The 17,121-nt window shown below is 43.9% G+C and carries 9 protein-coding genes, 2 tRNA genes and 3 rRNA genes; 13 read left to right on the top strand and 1 reads right to left on the bottom strand.

Annotation, left to right across the window (positions count from 1 at the left end; all coding sequences use genetic code 11):
• The 12 genes from dnaA (at position 1) to rrf (ending at position 14,524) form a co-directional block, all read left to right on the top strand.
• Positions 1-1,341, top strand: a complete 1,341-nt coding sequence (gene dnaA / locus NSS65_RS00005; RefSeq protein WP_024424073.1) for a chromosomal replication initiator protein DnaA — start codon at positions 1-3, stop codon at positions 1,339-1,341.
• Positions 1,342-1,537: 196 nt separating this feature from the next.
• Positions 1,538-2,674 (top strand): DNA polymerase III subunit beta, encoded by a 1,137-nt coding sequence (gene dnaN, locus NSS65_RS00010; RefSeq protein ID WP_024424074.1) that lies wholly within the window; start codon positions 1,538-1,540, stop codon positions 2,672-2,674.
• Between the two features lie 150 nt (positions 2,675-2,824).
• The gene (gene yaaA / locus NSS65_RS00015; protein ID WP_144496518.1) at positions 2,825-3,040 is read left to right on the top strand and encodes a S4 domain-containing protein YaaA; all 216 of its coding nucleotides are present in this window, start codon (positions 2,825-2,827) and stop codon (positions 3,038-3,040) included.
• Positions 3,041-3,056: 16 nt separating this feature from the next.
• Positions 3,057-4,169, top strand: a complete 1,113-nt coding sequence (gene recF, locus NSS65_RS00020; RefSeq protein ID WP_144496519.1) for a DNA replication/repair protein RecF — start codon at positions 3,057-3,059, stop codon at positions 4,167-4,169.
• A gap of 17 nt (positions 4,170-4,186) precedes the next feature.
• Positions 4,187-4,432, top strand: a complete 246-nt coding sequence (locus NSS65_RS00025) for an extracellular matrix/biofilm biosynthesis regulator RemA family protein (RefSeq protein ID WP_034283648.1) — start codon at positions 4,187-4,189, stop codon at positions 4,430-4,432.
• A gap of 57 nt (positions 4,433-4,489) precedes the next feature.
• Positions 4,490-6,406 (top strand): DNA topoisomerase (ATP-hydrolyzing) subunit B, encoded by a 1,917-nt coding sequence (gyrB, locus tag NSS65_RS00030; RefSeq protein WP_041118480.1) that lies wholly within the window; start codon positions 4,490-4,492, stop codon positions 6,404-6,406.
• A 232-nt stretch (positions 6,407-6,638) separates the two neighbouring features.
• Positions 6,639-9,143, top strand: a complete 2,505-nt coding sequence (gyrA, locus tag NSS65_RS00035; protein WP_034283649.1) for a DNA gyrase subunit A — start codon at positions 6,639-6,641, stop codon at positions 9,141-9,143.
• Positions 9,144-9,507: 364 nt separating this feature from the next.
• A 16S ribosomal RNA gene (locus NSS65_RS00040) occupies positions 9,508-11,056 on the top strand.
• A gap of 95 nt (positions 11,057-11,151) precedes the next feature.
• A tRNA-Ile gene (locus NSS65_RS00045) sits at positions 11,152-11,228 on the top strand.
• A 14-nt stretch (positions 11,229-11,242) separates the two neighbouring features.
• Positions 11,243-11,318: transfer RNA gene (locus NSS65_RS00050), tRNA-Ala, on the top strand.
• A 98-nt stretch (positions 11,319-11,416) separates the two neighbouring features.
• Positions 11,417-14,347: ribosomal RNA gene (locus NSS65_RS00055) — 23S ribosomal RNA — on the top strand.
• Positions 14,348-14,408: 61 nt separating this feature from the next.
• Positions 14,409-14,524, top strand: a 5S ribosomal RNA gene (gene rrf / locus NSS65_RS00060).
• The 16S, 23S and 5S rRNA genes sit together here with 2 tRNA genes alongside, the layout of an rRNA operon.
• Positions 14,525-14,534: 10 nt before the next feature.
• On the opposite strand, the gene NSS65_RS00065 is transcribed toward rrf, so the two are convergent.
• Positions 14,535-15,503: a YaaC family protein gene (locus NSS65_RS00065; RefSeq protein WP_024426750.1), complete on the bottom strand. Its 969-nt coding sequence runs from the start codon at positions 15,501-15,503 to the stop codon at positions 14,535-14,537.
• Between the two features lie 121 nt (positions 15,504-15,624).
• Here NSS65_RS00065 and guaB point away from each other — a divergent pair, with 121 nt between their 5' ends.
• A complete protein-coding gene (guaB, locus tag NSS65_RS00070) occupies positions 15,625-17,091 on the top strand; it encodes an IMP dehydrogenase (RefSeq protein ID WP_024426749.1) in 1,467 nt (488 codons plus the stop codon).
• Positions 17,092-17,121 lie beyond the last annotated feature (30 nt).

The following is a 17,121-nucleotide window of genomic DNA, read 5'->3' on the forward strand; positions in this document are numbered from 1 at the left end:
ATGGAAAATATTTTGGATCTGTGGAATAAAGCACTTCAAAAAATAGAGACAAAATTGAGCAAACCCAGTTTTGAGACATGGATGAAATCGACAAAAGCCCATTCTCTTCAGGGAGATACGCTTACAATTACGGCACCTAATGAATTTGCTAGAGATTGGCTTGAGTCAAGATATCTTCACTTAATTGCTGATACCATCTATGAACTAACAGGTGAAGAGCTCAGCATTAAATTTATTATTCCTCAAAATCAGGACGAAGAGGAAGCCATGCCAAAGTCTCCTATCAAAAAAATGTCTAAAGAAGAGCCCGTTGACATTCCACAAAATATGCTGAATCCAAAATATACATTTGATACTTTTGTTATTGGTTCAGGCAACCGTTTTGCTCATGCCGCTTCACTTGCAGTCGCGGAAGCACCAGCAAAAGCATATAACCCGCTTTTTATTTATGGGGGCGTTGGTTTAGGAAAGACTCACTTGATGCATGCGATTGGTCATTACGTGATCGACCATAATCCATCGGCCAAAGTGGTCTATCTATCATCTGAAAAATTTACTAATGAATTTATCAACTCAATTCGAGATAACAAAGCTGTCGACTTCCGTAACCGCTATCGGAATGTAGATGTGCTTTTGATAGATGATATTCAATTTCTAGCAGGAAAAGAACAAACACAAGAAGAGTTTTTCCATACATTCAACACACTTCACGAAGAAAGTAAGCAAATCGTCATTTCTAGTGACCGGCCTCCGAAGGAAATTCCGACACTTGAAGACAGATTACGCTCTCGATTTGAATGGGGCTTAATTACAGACATTACCCCGCCAGATCTAGAAACGCGCATCGCAATTCTGCGCAAAAAAGCAAAGGCAGAAGGCTTGGACATTCCAAATGAAGTCATGCTGTACATTGCCAATCAAATCGACAGCAACATTCGTGAGCTGGAGGGTGCTTTGATTCGTGTTGTTGCTTATTCATCTTTAATTAATAAAGACATTAATGCAGATCTAGCAGCTGAGGCGCTAAAGGACATCATTCCTTCATCAAAGCCTAAGGTCATTACAATTAAAGATATTCAAAGAATTGTAGGGCAGCAATTTAATATTCGATTAGAGGATTTCAAAGCAAAGAAACGTACGAAGTCAGTTGCTTATCCAAGACAAATTGCCATGTACCTCTCTAGAGAAATGACCGATTCCTCTCTGCCTAAAATCGGAGAAGAATTTGGCGGTCGTGATCATACGACTGTCATTCATGCTCATGAGAAGATTTCGAAATTAATTGTTGAAGATGAACAGCTTCAGCAGCATGTCAAAGAGATCAAAGAACAATTAAAATAACCAAGCTGATATAATGAGTACGGGAAAATGTGAATAACTAGAGCATAGTCATACACAGTCTGTCCACATGTGGATAGGCTGTCTTTCCTTTCTTTTTCATGACTTATCCACATATTCACAAGCCCTACTATTACTTCTACGATTTTTATTAATAAAATATATATACATGTCATTAAGAAAATTTAGGAGGACCACTATGAAATTCACGATTCAAAAAGATCGTCTTGTCCAAAGTGTCCAAGATGTATTAAAGGCTGTATCCTCTAGAACAACGATTCCTATTTTGACAGGGATTAAAATTGTTGCGTCTGATGAAGGGGTTTCTCTAACAGGAAGCGATTCTGATATCTCAATTGAATCTTTCATTCCTCAAAGAGATGGAGATTTAGAGGTTATCACCATTGATCGTCCGGGAAGTATTGTGCTTCAAGCCCGCTTCTTTAGTGAAATTGTAAAGAAACTGCCTATGTCTACTGTCGAAATTGAAGTAGAACAAAATCACCTGACGATCATCCGCTCTGGTTCAGCGGAATTTAACCTAAACGGCTTAGATGCTGAAGAATATCCGCATCTTCCACAAATTGAAGAGCATCATGCATTTCAAATTCCGACAGATCTGCTTAAAAACTTAATTCGTCAAACTGTTTTTGCAGTGTCCACCTCAGAAACACGACCTATCTTGACAGGTGTAAACTGGAAGGTAGAAAAAGGTGAATTAATATGCACGGCGACGGATAGCCACCGTCTTGCTTTAAGAAAAGCGAAGCTAGATATTAACGAGGAAAGTTCGTATAATGTCGTGATTCCAGGGAAGAGTTTAACAGAGCTAAGTAAAATTCTTGATGATGGACAAGATCTTGTGAGCATCGTCATTACAGAAACCCAAGTTCTTTTTAAAGCACAAAATGTGCTGTTCTTCTCAAGGTTGCTGGATGGAAATTATCCAGATACAGCTCGTCTGATCCCGCAAGAAAGTAAAACGGATGTCGTGGTCAACACGAAAGAGTTCCTTCAAGCCATTGATCGGGCATCACTTTTGGCAAGAGAAGGACGTAATAATGTCGTGAAACTGTCAGCTGATCCTGAACAAAGCCTTGAAATCTCTTCTAATTCACCTGAGATCGGTAAAGTGGTGGAGACGGTTCAAGCAGATGACATTAAAGGGGAAGATCTTAAAATCTCCTTCAGTCCAAAATATATGCTGGATGCGTTAAAAGTATTAGAGGGAACAGATATTCATGTAAGCTTCACTGGTGCAATGAGACCGTTCCTGCTGCGTACGCCGAATGATGATTCTATCTTGCAATTGATTCTTCCGGTAAGAACGTATTAATTCAAACTAAAATGGCTGCTGTGTGAGTGCACAGCAGCTTTTCTTCTCGTTTTCCATGCTTTCTTTCATCCCAGTTGGCTTTCCCCCTTTCCTTCTTGTCTTGTTTTTTAGTACAATTAGATATTAGTGATATTGAAAGAGGTCGATACAATGCCTAATCTTATAACCATTGAAACAGAAATGATTACATTAGGGCAGTTTTTGAAATTAGCCGAAGTCATCCAATCTGGCGGAATGGCGAAATGGTTTTTAAGTGAACATGAGGTGCTCATTAATCAAGAGCCAGATAATAGACGGGGACGCAAACTATACCCAGGAGATGTTGTCGAGATTGAAGGTTACGGCACATTTCAAGTTGTGAATTAGAAACGGGTGACAATACATGTACATTCAAAGTCTGGCGTTAACTTCATACCGAAACTATGAACACACCGAGCTTCAATTCGACAATAAGGTGAATGTTATGATCGGTGAGAATGCCCAAGGTAAAACGAACTTGATGGAAGCGATCTATGTATTGTCGATGGCAAAGTCTCATCGTACGTCAAATGATAAAGAACTTATCCGATGGGACCAAGACTATGCTAAAATAGAAGGTAGAGTCATTAAAAAAAATGGTCCACTCCCAATGCAGCTCGTGATCTCAAAAAAAGGGAAAAAGGGCAAGGTCAATCACATTGAACAACAGAAGCTCAGTCATTATGTTGGTGCATTAAACACCATCATGTTTGCGCCAGAGGACTTAAGTCTTGTGAAGGGCAGCCCGCAAATCCGCAGAAGATTCCTCGACATGGAGATTGGACAAGTTTCTGCTGTCTACTTGCATGATTTATCGCTCTATCAAAAAATCCTTTCTCAGCGGAATCATTACTTGAAACAATTGCAGACAAGAAAGCAATCGGATCAAGCGATGCTGGAGATTTTAACAGAGCAGTTGATTGATGCGGCAGCGAAAGTGATCAAAAGACGACTGACTTTTACGAAACAGCTCGAAAAATGGGCGCAGCCGCTGCATTTTGGGATTTCTAGAGAGCTAGAAACACTCACGCTCCAATACCAGACGGCAATAGAGGTATCAGAAGCGTCAGACTTGTCGAAAATAAAGAATAGCTATGAAGAATCGTTTCAGAAACTAAGAGAGAGAGAAATAGACCGAGGGGTGACACTGTGGGGGCCTCACAGAGATGACCTGCTTTTCTTTGTGAATGGCCGGGATGTTCAGACATATGGCTCTCAAGGGCAGCAAAGAACAACAGCTCTTTCATTAAAGCTGGCAGAAATTGATCTGATACATGAAGAAATCGGAGAATATCCTATTCTTCTACTTGATGATGTGTTATCTGAACTTGATGATTACAGACAGTCTCATTTGCTCCATACCATTCAGGGGCGAGTACAGACCTTCGTCACCACAACAAGTGTTGAAGGTATCGATCACGCCACCCTGAAAGAAGCGGAAATTTTCAGAGTAGCCAGTGGAAAAGTAATTGACTGATAAATGAGGTGTGAGTCTTGTATATTCATTTAGGTGATGATTGTGTTGTTTCTACACGAGAGATTGTCGCAATTGTTGATTACAAAATGAGGTCGTCTTCTGTTGTAGAAGAATTTCTACAAAAACAGGAGAAACATATCATTTCGTTATCACAAGGGACACCCAAATCCATTGTCGTCACAACTGAGTCTGTTTATTACTCTCCTCTTTCCTCAAGCACGCTCAAAAAACGTGCTTCGTTTGTGATTGAAATTGAAGTCTAAAAGCTCAATTCATATAAATATATCGTTTAAGAAAAGTGTAGGTGAATGTACGTGGCAATGGAACAGCAACATAATAGTTATGATGAAAATCAGATACAGGTGCTTGAAGGACTAGAAGCTGTTAGAAAACGTCCAGGAATGTACATTGGGTCAACCAATGCAAAAGGACTTCACCATCTTGTATGGGAAATTGTCGACAACAGTATTGATGAGGCATTAGCTGGTTATTGTACAGACATTACAGTGCAAATTGAAAAGGATAACAGCATTACAGTAAAAGATAATGGCCGCGGGATTCCTGTTGGAATTCATGAGAAAATGGGGCGTCCTGCCGTAGAGGTCATTATGACTGTTCTTCACGCTGGCGGTAAATTTGACGGCAGCGGTTATAAAGTATCTGGCGGTCTGCATGGTGTAGGGGCATCTGTTGTAAATGCATTATCTACTACCTTAGACGTGACCGTATACCGTGACGGAAAAATTCATTATCAGCAGTTCAAACGCGGTGTTCCAGTGGGAGATTTAGAGGTTATTGGTGAAACAGATGTAACCGGGACAACAACCCACTTTGTGCCAGATCCAGAAATTTTCACGGAAACCATTGAATTTGATTACGATACACTTGCTAACCGTGTTCGTGAGTTAGCTTTCTTAACAAAAGGTGTAAACATCATCATAGAAGACTTGCGTGAAGGCAAAGAGCGGAGAAATGAATACTGCTACGAAGGCGGTATTAAGAGCTATGTAGAACATTTAAACCGCTCAAAAGAAGTCGTTCATGAAGAACCTGTGTACATCGAAGGTGAGAAAGACGGAATCACAGTTGAAGTAGCATTACAATATAACGATTCCTATACAAGCAATATCTATTCCTTCGCCAACAATATCAACACGTATGAAGGCGGAACACATGAAGCTGGCTTTAAAACCGGTCTAACGCGTGTCATCAATGACTATGCTCGTAAAAATGGCGTATTCAAAGATGGGGATGCGAATTTAAGTGGTGAAGATGTGCGAGAAGGCTTAACAGCCATTATCTCCATCAAACATCCAGACCCTCAATTCGAAGGACAAACGAAGACAAAGCTTGGGAACTCAGAAGCGAGAACCATCACAGACTCCCTTTTCTCAGAAGCACTTGAGAAATTCTTGCTTGAAAATCCTGATTCTGCGAAAAAAATTGTGGAAAAAGGACTGATGGCAGCTCGTGCAAGAATGGCTGCCAAAAAGGCTCGTGAGCTGACAAGACGTAAAAGTGCGCTGGAAGTCTCCAGCTTACCTGGGAAACTGGCGGACTGTTCTTCTAAAGATCCTTCCATCTCTGAGCTCTATATTGTAGAGGGAGATTCTGCGGGCGGATCTGCTAAGCAAGGCCGTGATCGTCACTTCCAAGCGATCTTACCGTTAAGAGGGAAGATCCTAAACGTAGAAAAAGCTCGTTTAGATAAAATTTTATCGAACAACGAGGTTCGTGCAATGATTACAGCGTTAGGAACTGGAATTGGAGAAGACTTCACTTTAGAGAAAGCACGCTATCACAAAGTTGTGATCATGACAGATGCCGATGTAGATGGAGCGCATATCCGAACGCTTCTCTTAACATTCTTTTATCGTTACATGCGTCAAATCATTGAAAACGGTTATGTGTATATTGCGCAGCCGCCTTTATATAAAGTGCAGCAAGGAAAACGTGTGGAGTACGTGTATAACGATAAACAGCTGGATGAGCTGTTAAAATCACTACCTCAAACACCAAAGCCTGGACTTCAGCGTTATAAAGGTCTTGGAGAGATGAATGCTACTCAGCTTTGGGAAACAACAATGGACCCTGATGCGAGAACACTTCTTCAAGTCACACTTGAGGATGCGATCGATGCTGATGAGACATTTGAAATGCTGATGGGAGATAAAGTAGAGCCGAGACGGAACTTTATCGAAGAAAATGCACAATACGTGAAAAACCTTGATATTTAGATGAATCCCTCCTGAGAACAACCTTATTTCTTGTTTGGAATAAGGTTGTTTTTCAAGAAACAGGGGTGTGAAACGAATGTCCTGGTTTTCCGTGTTTTCGTTGATTTTCTAGTAAATTAATGTGTATAAAGCCGAGATTATTGATATAATGAAGAATAGTCTTGTGAAGATAAATACATATTTTACTCCCACATAATTTATTTCATGTGATACGTAAAGGGAGGTTCTTATAGTGAGTGAACAACATACACCAAATGTACGCGAAGTGAATATTAGTCAAGAAATGCGTACGTCCTTTTTAGATTATGCAATGAGTGTTATTGTTTCGCGTGCATTACCAGATGTGCGAGATGGATTGAAGCCCGTGCATCGAAGAATTTTGTATGCGATGAATGACCTAGGTATGACAAGTGATAAACCATTTAAGAAATCTGCACGTATCGTTGGAGAAGTTATCGGTAAGTACCACCCTCACGGTGACAGCGCTGTATACGAAGCGATGGTTCGTATGGCGCAAGACTTCAACTATCGAAATATGCTGGTTGAAGGACACGGAAACTTTGGTTCTGTCGATGGAGACAGTGCAGCAGCAATGCGTTATACTGAGGCGCGTCTATCTAAAATTTCAATGGAAATCCTTCGTGATATCACCAAGGATACGATTGATTATCAAGATAACTACGATGGCAGTGAAAGAGAACCAATCGTCATGCCTGCTCGTTTCCCGAACTTATTAGTCAACGGGGCAACAGGTATCGCTGTAGGGATGGCAACCAACATTCCGCCTCACCAGCTAGGTGAAGTGATTGATGGTGTACTGGCAATTAGTCAAAGTCCAGAAATGACAACACAGGAACTAATGGAGATCATTCCAGGACCAGACTTCCCAACTGCGGGACAAATCATTGGCCGAAGCGGAATCCGTAAGGCATATGAAACAGGCCGGGGCTCTATTACATTACGTGCAAAGTCTATCATCGAAGAAACATCCAGCGGTAAGCAGCGGATTGTCATCAATGAAATTCCATATCAGGTCAACAAAGCCCGTTTGATCGAAAAAATCGCTGATCTTGTGCGCGATAAAAAGATCGATGGCATTACAGATCTGCGTGACGAGTCTGATCGTAATGGAATGCGGATTGTGATTGAACTGCGAAGAGATGCGAACGCCCACGTTCTATTAAACAATCTTTATAAACAAACGACACTCCAAACGTCATTTGGGATCAACTTATTGGCACTAGTTGATGGACAGCCGAAAGTCTTGTCCCTCAAACAATGTCTTGAATATTATTTAGAGCATCAAAAAGTGATTATTCGCAGAAGAACAGCATATGAACTTCGTAAAGCCGAAGCAAGAGCTCATATTCTAGAAGGTTTAAGAATTGCCCTTGACCACTTAGATGAAGTCATTGCATTAATTAGAAGCTCTCAAACTGCTGAAATCGCGAGAAATGGCTTAATGGAGAACTATAGCTTGTCCGAAAAACAAGCACAGGCCATTCTTGATATGCGTCTTCAGCGCTTAACTGGTTTGGAAAGAGAAAAGATAGAAGAAGAATACAAAGGGCTTGTTGATTTGATTGCTGAGTTGAAAGCCATTTTAGCAGACAATGAAAAAGTTCTTGAAATCATTAGAGAAGAATTAACAGAAATCAAAGAACGTTTCAATGATACGCGCCGTACTGAAATTGTGACAGCAGGTATTGAAACAATTGAAGACGAAGATTTGATTCCTGTTGAGAACATCGTGATTACGCTGACTCATAATGGTTATATCAAGCGTCTGCCTGCATCAACATACCGCAGTCAAAAAAGAGGCGGTAAAGGTGTTCAGGGAATGGGAACCAATGAGGATGATTTCGTAGAACAGCTGATTTCAACATCTACCCATGATACGATCCTCTTCTTCTCTAATAAAGGGAAGGTCTATCGTGCGAAGGGATATGAGATTCCTGAATTCGGACGGACAGCGAAAGGGATTCCGATTATTAACCTGCTTGAAGTAGAAAAGGGAGAGTGGATTAATGCCATTATTCCAGTAAGCGAATTTGATGAAGATTCGTATCTCTTCTTTACAACAAGACATGGTGTATCAAAACGAACTTCATTGTCTCAGTTTGCCAACATTCGAAACAATGGACTTATCGCATTAAGTCTTCGTGACGAAGATGAACTGATGGCTGTCCGTTTAACCAATGGAGAAAAACAAATCATCATTGGTACGAAAAAAGGTATGCTGATTCGTTTCGACGAGACAGATGTTCGTGAAATGGGGCGTACGGCAGCTGGCGTGAAAGGAATTACGCTTTCTGAAGATGACATCGTCGTTGGGATGGAAATCCTTGAGCCAGATGCAAACGTATTGATCGTCACCGAAAAAGGGTATGGTAAGTTAACACCTGAAAAAGAATACCGTGTTCAAAGTCGGGGCGGTAAAGGTCTTAAAACATGTAAAATCACTGACAACAACGGTCCGCTTGTTGCGGTGAAGGCGACGAATGCTGAAGCTGAAGAGGACTTGATGATTATTACAGGAAGCGGCGTGATCATTCGTATGGCCGTTTCAGATATTTCAACAACAGGTCGAGTCACTCAAGGTGTCCGCCTGATTCGTCTAGGTGATGATGAACATGTCGCTACAGTGGCATTAGTTGAACAATCACAAGAAGATGATGAAGAGAATTCTGAAGAAAACGTAGAAACTATAGAGTCAGATCAAGAGCAATCTGAGTAAAAATAAAGCCGGTTTTTCACCGGCTTTATTTTTTTCTAAAAAAACATGAGTTTTTTTGAAATTTATAATGCTTTTTTCATAGATATGTGTTAATCTTTCAAAGGAGCAAAAAGAGGCTCTATTTTTTATCTCTGTTACAGTGGAAACTTCTTAAAAAAATAAAATGTTTTTCAAGAAAAATGTTGACTGTTGATAGAGATATATGATATATTTAAGTGGTCGCTTTAAGAGAGTGACAAACAAGTTCTTTGAAAACTAAACAAGACAAAACGTACCTGTTAATTCGAGTTTTTATAAAAAAATCCTATGAAATTTCATAGGTAGTCAGTCAAACTGGCGAAAAGCAAAACTTCGGTTTTGTACTTTTTCGGAGAGTTTGATCCTGGCTCAGGACGAACGCTGGCGGCGTGCCTAATACATGCAAGTCGAGCGGACAGAAGGGAGCTTGCTCCCGGATGTTAGCGGCGGACGGGTGAGTAACACGTGGGTAACCTGCCTGTAAGACTGGGATAACTCCGGGAAACCGGAGCTAATACCGGATAGTTCCTTGAACCGCATGGTTCAAGGATGAAAGACGGTTTCGGCTGTCACTTACAGATGGACCCGCGGCGCATTAGCTAGTTGGTGGGGTAATGGCTCACCAAGGCGACGATGCGTAGCCGACCTGAGAGGGTGATCGGCCACACTGGGACTGAGACACGGCCCAGACTCCTACGGGAGGCAGCAGTAGGGAATCTTCCGCAATGGACGAAAGTCTGACGGAGCAACGCCGCGTGAGTGATGAAGGTTTTCGGATCGTAAAGCTCTGTTGTTAGGGAAGAACAAGTGCGAGAGTAACTGCTCGCACCTTGACGGTACCTAACCAGAAAGCCACGGCTAACTACGTGCCAGCAGCCGCGGTAATACGTAGGTGGCAAGCGTTGTCCGGAATTATTGGGCGTAAAGGGCTCGCAGGCGGTTTCTTAAGTCTGATGTGAAAGCCCCCGGCTCAACCGGGGAGGGTCATTGGAAACTGGGAAACTTGAGTGCAGAAGAGGAGAGTGGAATTCCACGTGTAGCGGTGAAATGCGTAGAGATGTGGAGGAACACCAGTGGCGAAGGCGACTCTCTGGTCTGTAACTGACGCTGAGGAGCGAAAGCGTGGGGAGCGAACAGGATTAGATACCCTGGTAGTCCACGCCGTAAACGATGAGTGCTAAGTGTTAGGGGGTTTCCGCCCCTTAGTGCTGCAGCTAACGCATTAAGCACTCCGCCTGGGGAGTACGGTCGCAAGACTGAAACTCAAAGGAATTGACGGGGGCCCGCACAAGCGGTGGAGCATGTGGTTTAATTCGAAGCAACGCGAAGAACCTTACCAGGTCTTGACATCCTCTGACAACCCTAGAGATAGGGCTTTCCCTTCGGGGACAGAGTGACAGGTGGTGCATGGTTGTCGTCAGCTCGTGTCGTGAGATGTTGGGTTAAGTCCCGCAACGAGCGCAACCCTTGATCTTAGTTGCCAGCATTCAGTTGGGCACTCTAAGGTGACTGCCGGTGACAAACCGGAGGAAGGTGGGGATGACGTCAAATCATCATGCCCCTTATGACCTGGGCTACACACGTGCTACAATGGACAGAACAAAGGGCTGCAAGACCGCAAGGTTTAGCCAATCCCATAAATCTGTTCTCAGTTCGGATCGCAGTCTGCAACTCGACTGCGTGAAGCTGGAATCGCTAGTAATCGCGGATCAGCATGCCGCGGTGAATACGTTCCCGGGCCTTGTACACACCGCCCGTCACACCACGAGAGTTTGCAACACCCGAAGTCGGTGAGGTAACCTTTATGGAGCCAGCCGCCGAAGGTGGGGCAGATGATTGGGGTGAAGTCGTAACAAGGTAGCCGTATCGGAAGGTGCGGCTGGATCACCTCCTTTCTAAGGATATATGGAGCAGCGTACGTTTTCGTCTTGTTTAGTTTTGAAGGAACTTGCAAAAGATCCTACAACATCATATCTTCGATATGAAAGATGGGCCTGTAGCTCAGCTGGTTAGAGCGCACGCCTGATAAGCGTGAGGTCGGTGGTTCGAGTCCACTCAGGCCCACCATCTTCTATTAAATCGGGGCCTTAGCTCAGCTGGGAGAGCGCCTGCCTTGCACGCAGGAGGTCAGCGGTTCGATCCCGCTAGGCTCCACCAACGTGTTCTTTGAAAACTAGATAACAATAAGTAATACATTCACATTGAATGCAATGCAAAGTTCATCACACATAGTGATTCTTTCTAAAGTAAGAAATGGTTAAGTTAGAAAGGGCGCACGGTGGATGCCTTGGCACTAGGAGCCGATGAAGGACGGGACGAACACCGATATGCTTCGGGGAGCTGTAAGCAAGCTTTGATCCGGAGATTTCCGAATGGGGAAACCCACTGCTCGTAATGGAGTAGTATCCATACTTGAATACATAGAGTATGAGAAGGCATACCCGGGGAACTGAAACATCTAAGTACCCGGAGGAAGAGAAAGCAAATGCGATTCCCTGAGTAGCGGCGAGCGAAACGGGAACAGCCCAAACCAAGAGGCTTGCCTCTTGGGGTTGTAGGACACTCTATACGGAGTTACAAAGGAATGATATAAGCGAAGAGGTCTGGAAAGGCCCGCCAAAGAAGGTAACAGCCCTGTAACTGAAATGTCGTTCTCTCCAGAGTGGATCCTGAGTACGGCGGAACACGTGAAATTCCGTCGGAATCCGGGAGGACCATCTCCCAAGGCTAAATACTCCCTAGTGACCGATAGTGAACCAGTACCGTGAGGGAAAGGTGAAAAGCACCCCGGAAGGGGAGTGAAATAGATCCTGAAACCGTGTGCCTACAAGTAGTCAGAGCCCGTTAACGGGTGATGGCGTGCCTTTTGTAGAATGAACCGGCGAGTTACGATCCCGTGCAAGGTTAAGCAGAAGATGCGGAGCCGCAGCGAAAGCGAGTCTGAATAGGGCGCATGAGTACGTGGTCGTAGACCCGAAACCAGGTGATCTACCCATGTCCAGGGTGAAGTTCAGGTAACACTGAATGGAGGCCCGAACCCACGCACGTTGAAAAGTGCGGGGATGAGGTGTGGGTAGGGGTGAAATGCCAATCGAACCTGGAGATAGCTGGTTCTCTCCGAAATAGCTTTAGGGCTAGCCTCAAGGTAAGAGTCTCGGAGGTAGAGCACTGATTGGACTAGGGGCCCCTACCGGGTTACCGAATTCAGTCAAACTCCGAATGCCGATGACTTATCCTTGGGAGTCAGACTGCGAGTGATAAGATCCGTAGTCGAAAGGGAAACAGCCCAGACCGCCAGCTAAGGTCCCAAAGTATACGTTAAGTGGAAAAGGATGTGGAGTTGCTTAGACAACCAGGATGTTGGCTTAGAAGCAGCCACCATTTAAAGAGTGCGTAATAGCTCACTGGTCGAGTGACTCTGCGCCGAAAATGTACCGGGGCTAAACGTATCACCGAAGCTGCGGACTGTTCTTACGAACAGTGGTAGGAGAGCGTTCTAAGGGCTGTGAAGCCAGACCGGAAGGACTGGTGGAGCGCTTAGAAGTGAGAATGCCGGTATGAGTAGCGAAAGACGGGTGAGAATCCCGTCCACCGAATGCCTAAGGTTTCCTGAGGAAGGCTCGTCCGCTCAGGGTTAGTCGGGACCTAAGCCGAGGCCGAAAGGCGTAGGCGATGGACAACAGGTTGATATTCCTGTACCACCTCCTCACCATTTGAGCAATGGGGGGACGCAGGAGGATAGGGTAAGCGCGGTATTGGATATCCGCGTCCAAGCAGTTAGGCTGGGAAATAGGCAAATCCGTTTCCCGTAAAGGCTGAGCTGTGATGGCGAGCGAAATTTAGTAGCGAAGTTCCTGATTCCACACTGCCAAGAAAAGCCTCTAGCGAGGTGAGAGGTGCCCGTACCGCAAACCGACACAGGTAGGCGAGGAGAGAATCCTAAGGTGATCGAGAGAACTCTCGTTAAGGAACTCGGCAAAATGACCCCGTAACTTCGGGAGAAGGGGTGCTTCTTAGGGTGTTAAAGCCCCGAGAAGCCGCAGTGAATAGGCCCAGGCGACTGTTTAGCAAAAACACAGGTCTCTGCGAAGCCGTAAGGCGAAGTATAGGGGCTGACGCCTGCCCGGTGCTGGAAGGTTAAGAGGAGCGCTTAGCGTAAGCGAAGGTGCGAATTGAAGCCCCAGTAAACGGCGGCCGTAACTATAACGGTCCTAAGGTAGCGAAATTCCTTGTCGGGTAAGTTCCGACCCGCACGAAAGGCGCAACGATCTGGGCACTGTCTCAACGAGAGACTCGGTGAAATTATAGTACCTGTGAAGATGCAGGTTACCCGCGACAGGACGGAAAGACCCCGTGGAGCTTTACTGCAGCCTGATATTGAATGTTGGTACAGCTTGTACAGGATAGGTAGGAGCCTTGGAAACCGGAGCGCTAGCTTCGGTGGAGGCATCGGTGGGATACTACCCTGGCTGTATTGACCTTCTAACCCGCTGCCCTTATCGGGCAGGGAGACAGTGTCAGGTGGGCAGTTTGACTGGGGCGGTCGCCTCCTAAAATGTAACGGAGGCGCCCAAAGGTTCCCTCAGAATGGTTGGAAATCATTCGCAGAGTGTAAAGGCACAAGGGAGCTTGACTGCGAGACCTACAAGTCGAGCAGGGACGAAAGTCGGGCTTAGTGATCCGGTGGTTCCGCATGGAAGGGCCATCGCTCAACGGATAAAAGCTACCCCGGGGATAACAGGCTTATCTCCCCCAAGAGTCCACATCGACGGGGAGGTTTGGCACCTCGATGTCGGCTCATCGCATCCTGGGGCTGTAGTCGGTCCCAAGGGTTGGGCTGTTCGCCCATTAAAGCGGTACGCGAGCTGGGTTCAGAACGTCGTGAGACAGTTCGGTCCCTATCCGTCGCGGGCGCAGGAAATTTGAGAGGAGCTGTCCTTAGTACGAGAGGACCGGGATGGACGCACCGCTGGTGTACCAGTTGTTCTGCCAAGGGCATCGCTGGGTAGCTATGTGCGGACGGGATAAGTGCTGAAAGCATCTAAGCATGAAGCCCCCCTCAAGATGAGATTTCCCATTCCGCAAGGAAGTAAGATCCCTGAAAGATGATCAGGTTGATAGGTCTGAGGTGGAAGCGTGGTGACACGTGGAGCTGACAGATACTAATAGATCGAGGACTTAACCTATATTCTAATGTGAAGCATGAACATTGTTATCTAGTTTTGAGAGAACATTCTCTCCATCAGGTTTGGTGGCGATAGCGAAGAGGTCACACCCGTTCCCATACCGAACACGGAAGTTAAGCTCTTCAGCGCCGATGGTAGTTGGGGGTTTCCCCCTGTGAGAGTAGGACGCCGCCAAGCTTCATTAGGATCAGTTCCAGTCGGAACTGGTCTTTTTTGTTTTTTCTTCTAACAGCATCATGATGTATGCTGGGAACTTCTCTTCTGCAATCTCCATGTAGCGTTCAATCATGACGTAATCATCGCTAATGTATTGAGACAGCAGCTCGTACCACCATTCTGTTTCGTAGCGGGCAATCATACTAAGGTTATACATCAATAAGTAATGGCTGATGATTTCAGGAATCCCTAGAAAAGCATCTCGTGTTGACGGTATAAACCATTGATCCATTTCTAAATCATAATGAAGATGAGTAGCAAGAGCTGGGTTTTCTTCAAGAAATACATCAAACGTTAGTTTTTTAGCCTCTCTCTGTTTAAGTTTCCAGCTTGTATGGAACTCAAAGTATTCAATAAAGCGTTCAGCAGACATGTTATAAAGTAATGGAATATGATCTTGAATCATCATTCCATTAGCCTTTTCTACTTTAACTAATGTCGAGGGCTGCTTTTGAAACTCAAGAATATGACTCATTTCAGGTATTTTAGACAGGAGATGGATCATCGTAAATCGTTCATCTTCAAGACCATTTAATTGAAATAGATGCTTTAACACATGCATACATAGCCCATTTCTTTGGATTTTCACCTCATCTTCACTAAAACGGTAATGCTGTTTCTTTCTCTTTCTCGAAGTTACGCCATGAGCTAAAACAGAGGTTTGAGAAGGATAATGGGGATCAACTGTCAGCAAACATGCTTTAAGCAGCTGTGCCATTCCATAAAACAATAAAATGGGTTTAAGTTCTAGAGGCGCGATCGCTGCCTGTTCATAGAACGTATGGCCATGTTTTAGAAAGTAAATAAATCGTTCACAGTTTTTATAGGCTTGCTGGTTTGCATCTTGAATGTTCCGTTTCTCATATTGTTGAAATAGAAACTTTTGGGAGGTTTCGAGCGAGTAAAAACGTTTTAAATCCTTCCATCCTGAACTTTTCATCTTCTTCCTCAACTCTCTTTATATTTTCTAAAAATTGCAACTGTTTGTTGCTTCCTTGACATGCTGTTTGCTAGTTGATAATCTACATATAATATTTTGCCGAAAAGAGGGGGATTTACTAATGTGGGAAAGTAAATTTTCAAAAGAAGGTTTGACGTTTGACGATGTTTTGCTTGTTCCAGCAAAGTCTGAAGTACTTCCGCGTGATGTCGATTTATCAGTGGAGCTAACAAGCACATTAAAGCTAAACATTCCAATTATCAGTGCGGGAATGGACACAGTGACGGAATCACAAATGGCGATTGCAATGGCACGTCAAGGTGGTCTTGGTATTATTCATAAGAACATGTCCATTGAACAGCAAGCAGAACAGGTGGATAAAGTAAAACGTTCAGAGCGCGGCGTTATTACAAATCCATTCTTCTTAACACCAGAGCATCAAGTATTTGATGCAGAGCATTTGATGGGTAAATACCGTATTTCAGGTGTGCCGATTGTCAACAATGAACAAGACCAAAAGCTTGTTGGTATTATTACGAACCGTGACCTTCGTTTTATTTCGGATTATTCAATGAAGATTAGCGACGTGATGACAAAAGAGGAACTTGTGACAGCTTCTGTTGGTACAACATTAGAAGAAGCTGAAAAAATCCTACAGCAGTACAAGATTGAAAAATTACCTCTTTTAGATGACGAAGGAACGTTAAAAGGTCTTATCACAATCAAAGATATTGAAAAAGTGATTGAATTCCCTAACTCCTCTAAAGATGCACATGGCCGTTTAATTGTTGGTGCCGCTGTTGGTGTCACTGGCGATACAATGACACGTGTGAAAAAATTAGTCGAAGCCAATGTAGATGTCATTGTCATTGATACAGCACACGGTCATTCTCAAGGTGTTCTAAACACTGTATCGAAAATCCGTGAAACGTATCCTTCTCTTAACATCATTGCTGGTAATGTTGCAACAGCTGAAGCAACAAAAGCATTGTTTGAAGCAGGAGCAGATATTGTGAAAGTCGGTATCGGACCAGGATCTATTTGTACAACACGTGTTGTTGCAGGTGTCGGTGTACCACAAATCACAGCGATCTATGACTGTGCAACAGAAGCAAGAAAACATGGTAAAGCTATTATTGCAGATGGTGGAATTAAATATTCAGGTGATATCGTGAAAGCATTAGCATCTGGCGGACATGCTGTTATGCTGGGAAGCCTTCTAGCTGGTACATCTGAAAGCCCAGGAGAAACAGAAATTTTCCAAGGTAGACGTTTCAAAGTTTATCGTGGTATGGGTTCTGTCGCTGCAATGGAAAAAGGAAGTAAAGATCGTTACTTCCAAGAAGATAATAAAAAATTCGTTCCTGAAGGTATCGAAGGCCGTACACCATACAAAGGGCCAGTCGTTGATACAGTGTATCAACTAGTTGGCGGTATTCGTTCTGGTATGGGCTATTGTGGAACACAAGATTTACGCACTCTTAGAGAAGAAGCACAATTCATTCGTATGACGGGTGCAGGACTTCGTGAGAGTCATCCACATGATGTACAAATTACAAAAGAATCACCAAACTACACAATTTCTTGATAAATTGTGACAATCAAATTACATTTGACA

The sequence above is a fragment of the Bacillus sp. FSL K6-1006 genome (assembly GCF_038593175.1).
GTDB classification, from domain to species: Bacteria; Bacillota; Bacilli; order Bacillales; family Bacillaceae; genus Bacillus; species Bacillus safensis.

What these genes read in the sequence shown, in the direction of transcription:
- dnaA (WP_024424073.1), top strand. Translation starts at nt 1, where the DNA reads ATGGAAAATATTTTGGATCTGTGGAATAAAGCACTTCAAAAAATAGAG.
- dnaN (WP_024424074.1), top strand. Translation starts at nt 1,538, where the DNA reads ATGAAATTCACGATTCAAAAAGATCGTCTTGTCCAAAGTGTCCAAGAT.
- yaaA (WP_144496518.1), top strand. Translation starts at nt 2,825, where the DNA reads ATGCCTAATCTTATAACCATTGAAACAGAAATGATTACATTAGGGCAG.
- recF (WP_144496519.1), top strand. Translation starts at nt 3,057, where the DNA reads ATGTACATTCAAAGTCTGGCGTTAACTTCATACCGAAACTATGAACAC.
- gyrB (WP_041118480.1), top strand. Translation starts at nt 4,490, where the DNA reads ATGGAACAGCAACATAATAGTTATGATGAAAATCAGATACAGGTGCTT.
- NSS65_RS00065 (WP_024426750.1), bottom strand. Translation starts at nt 15,503, where the DNA reads ATGAAAAGTTCAGGATGGAAGGATTTAAAACGTTTTTACTCGCTCGAA.
- guaB (WP_024426749.1), top strand. Translation starts at nt 15,625, where the DNA reads ATGTGGGAAAGTAAATTTTCAAAAGAAGGTTTGACGTTTGACGATGTT.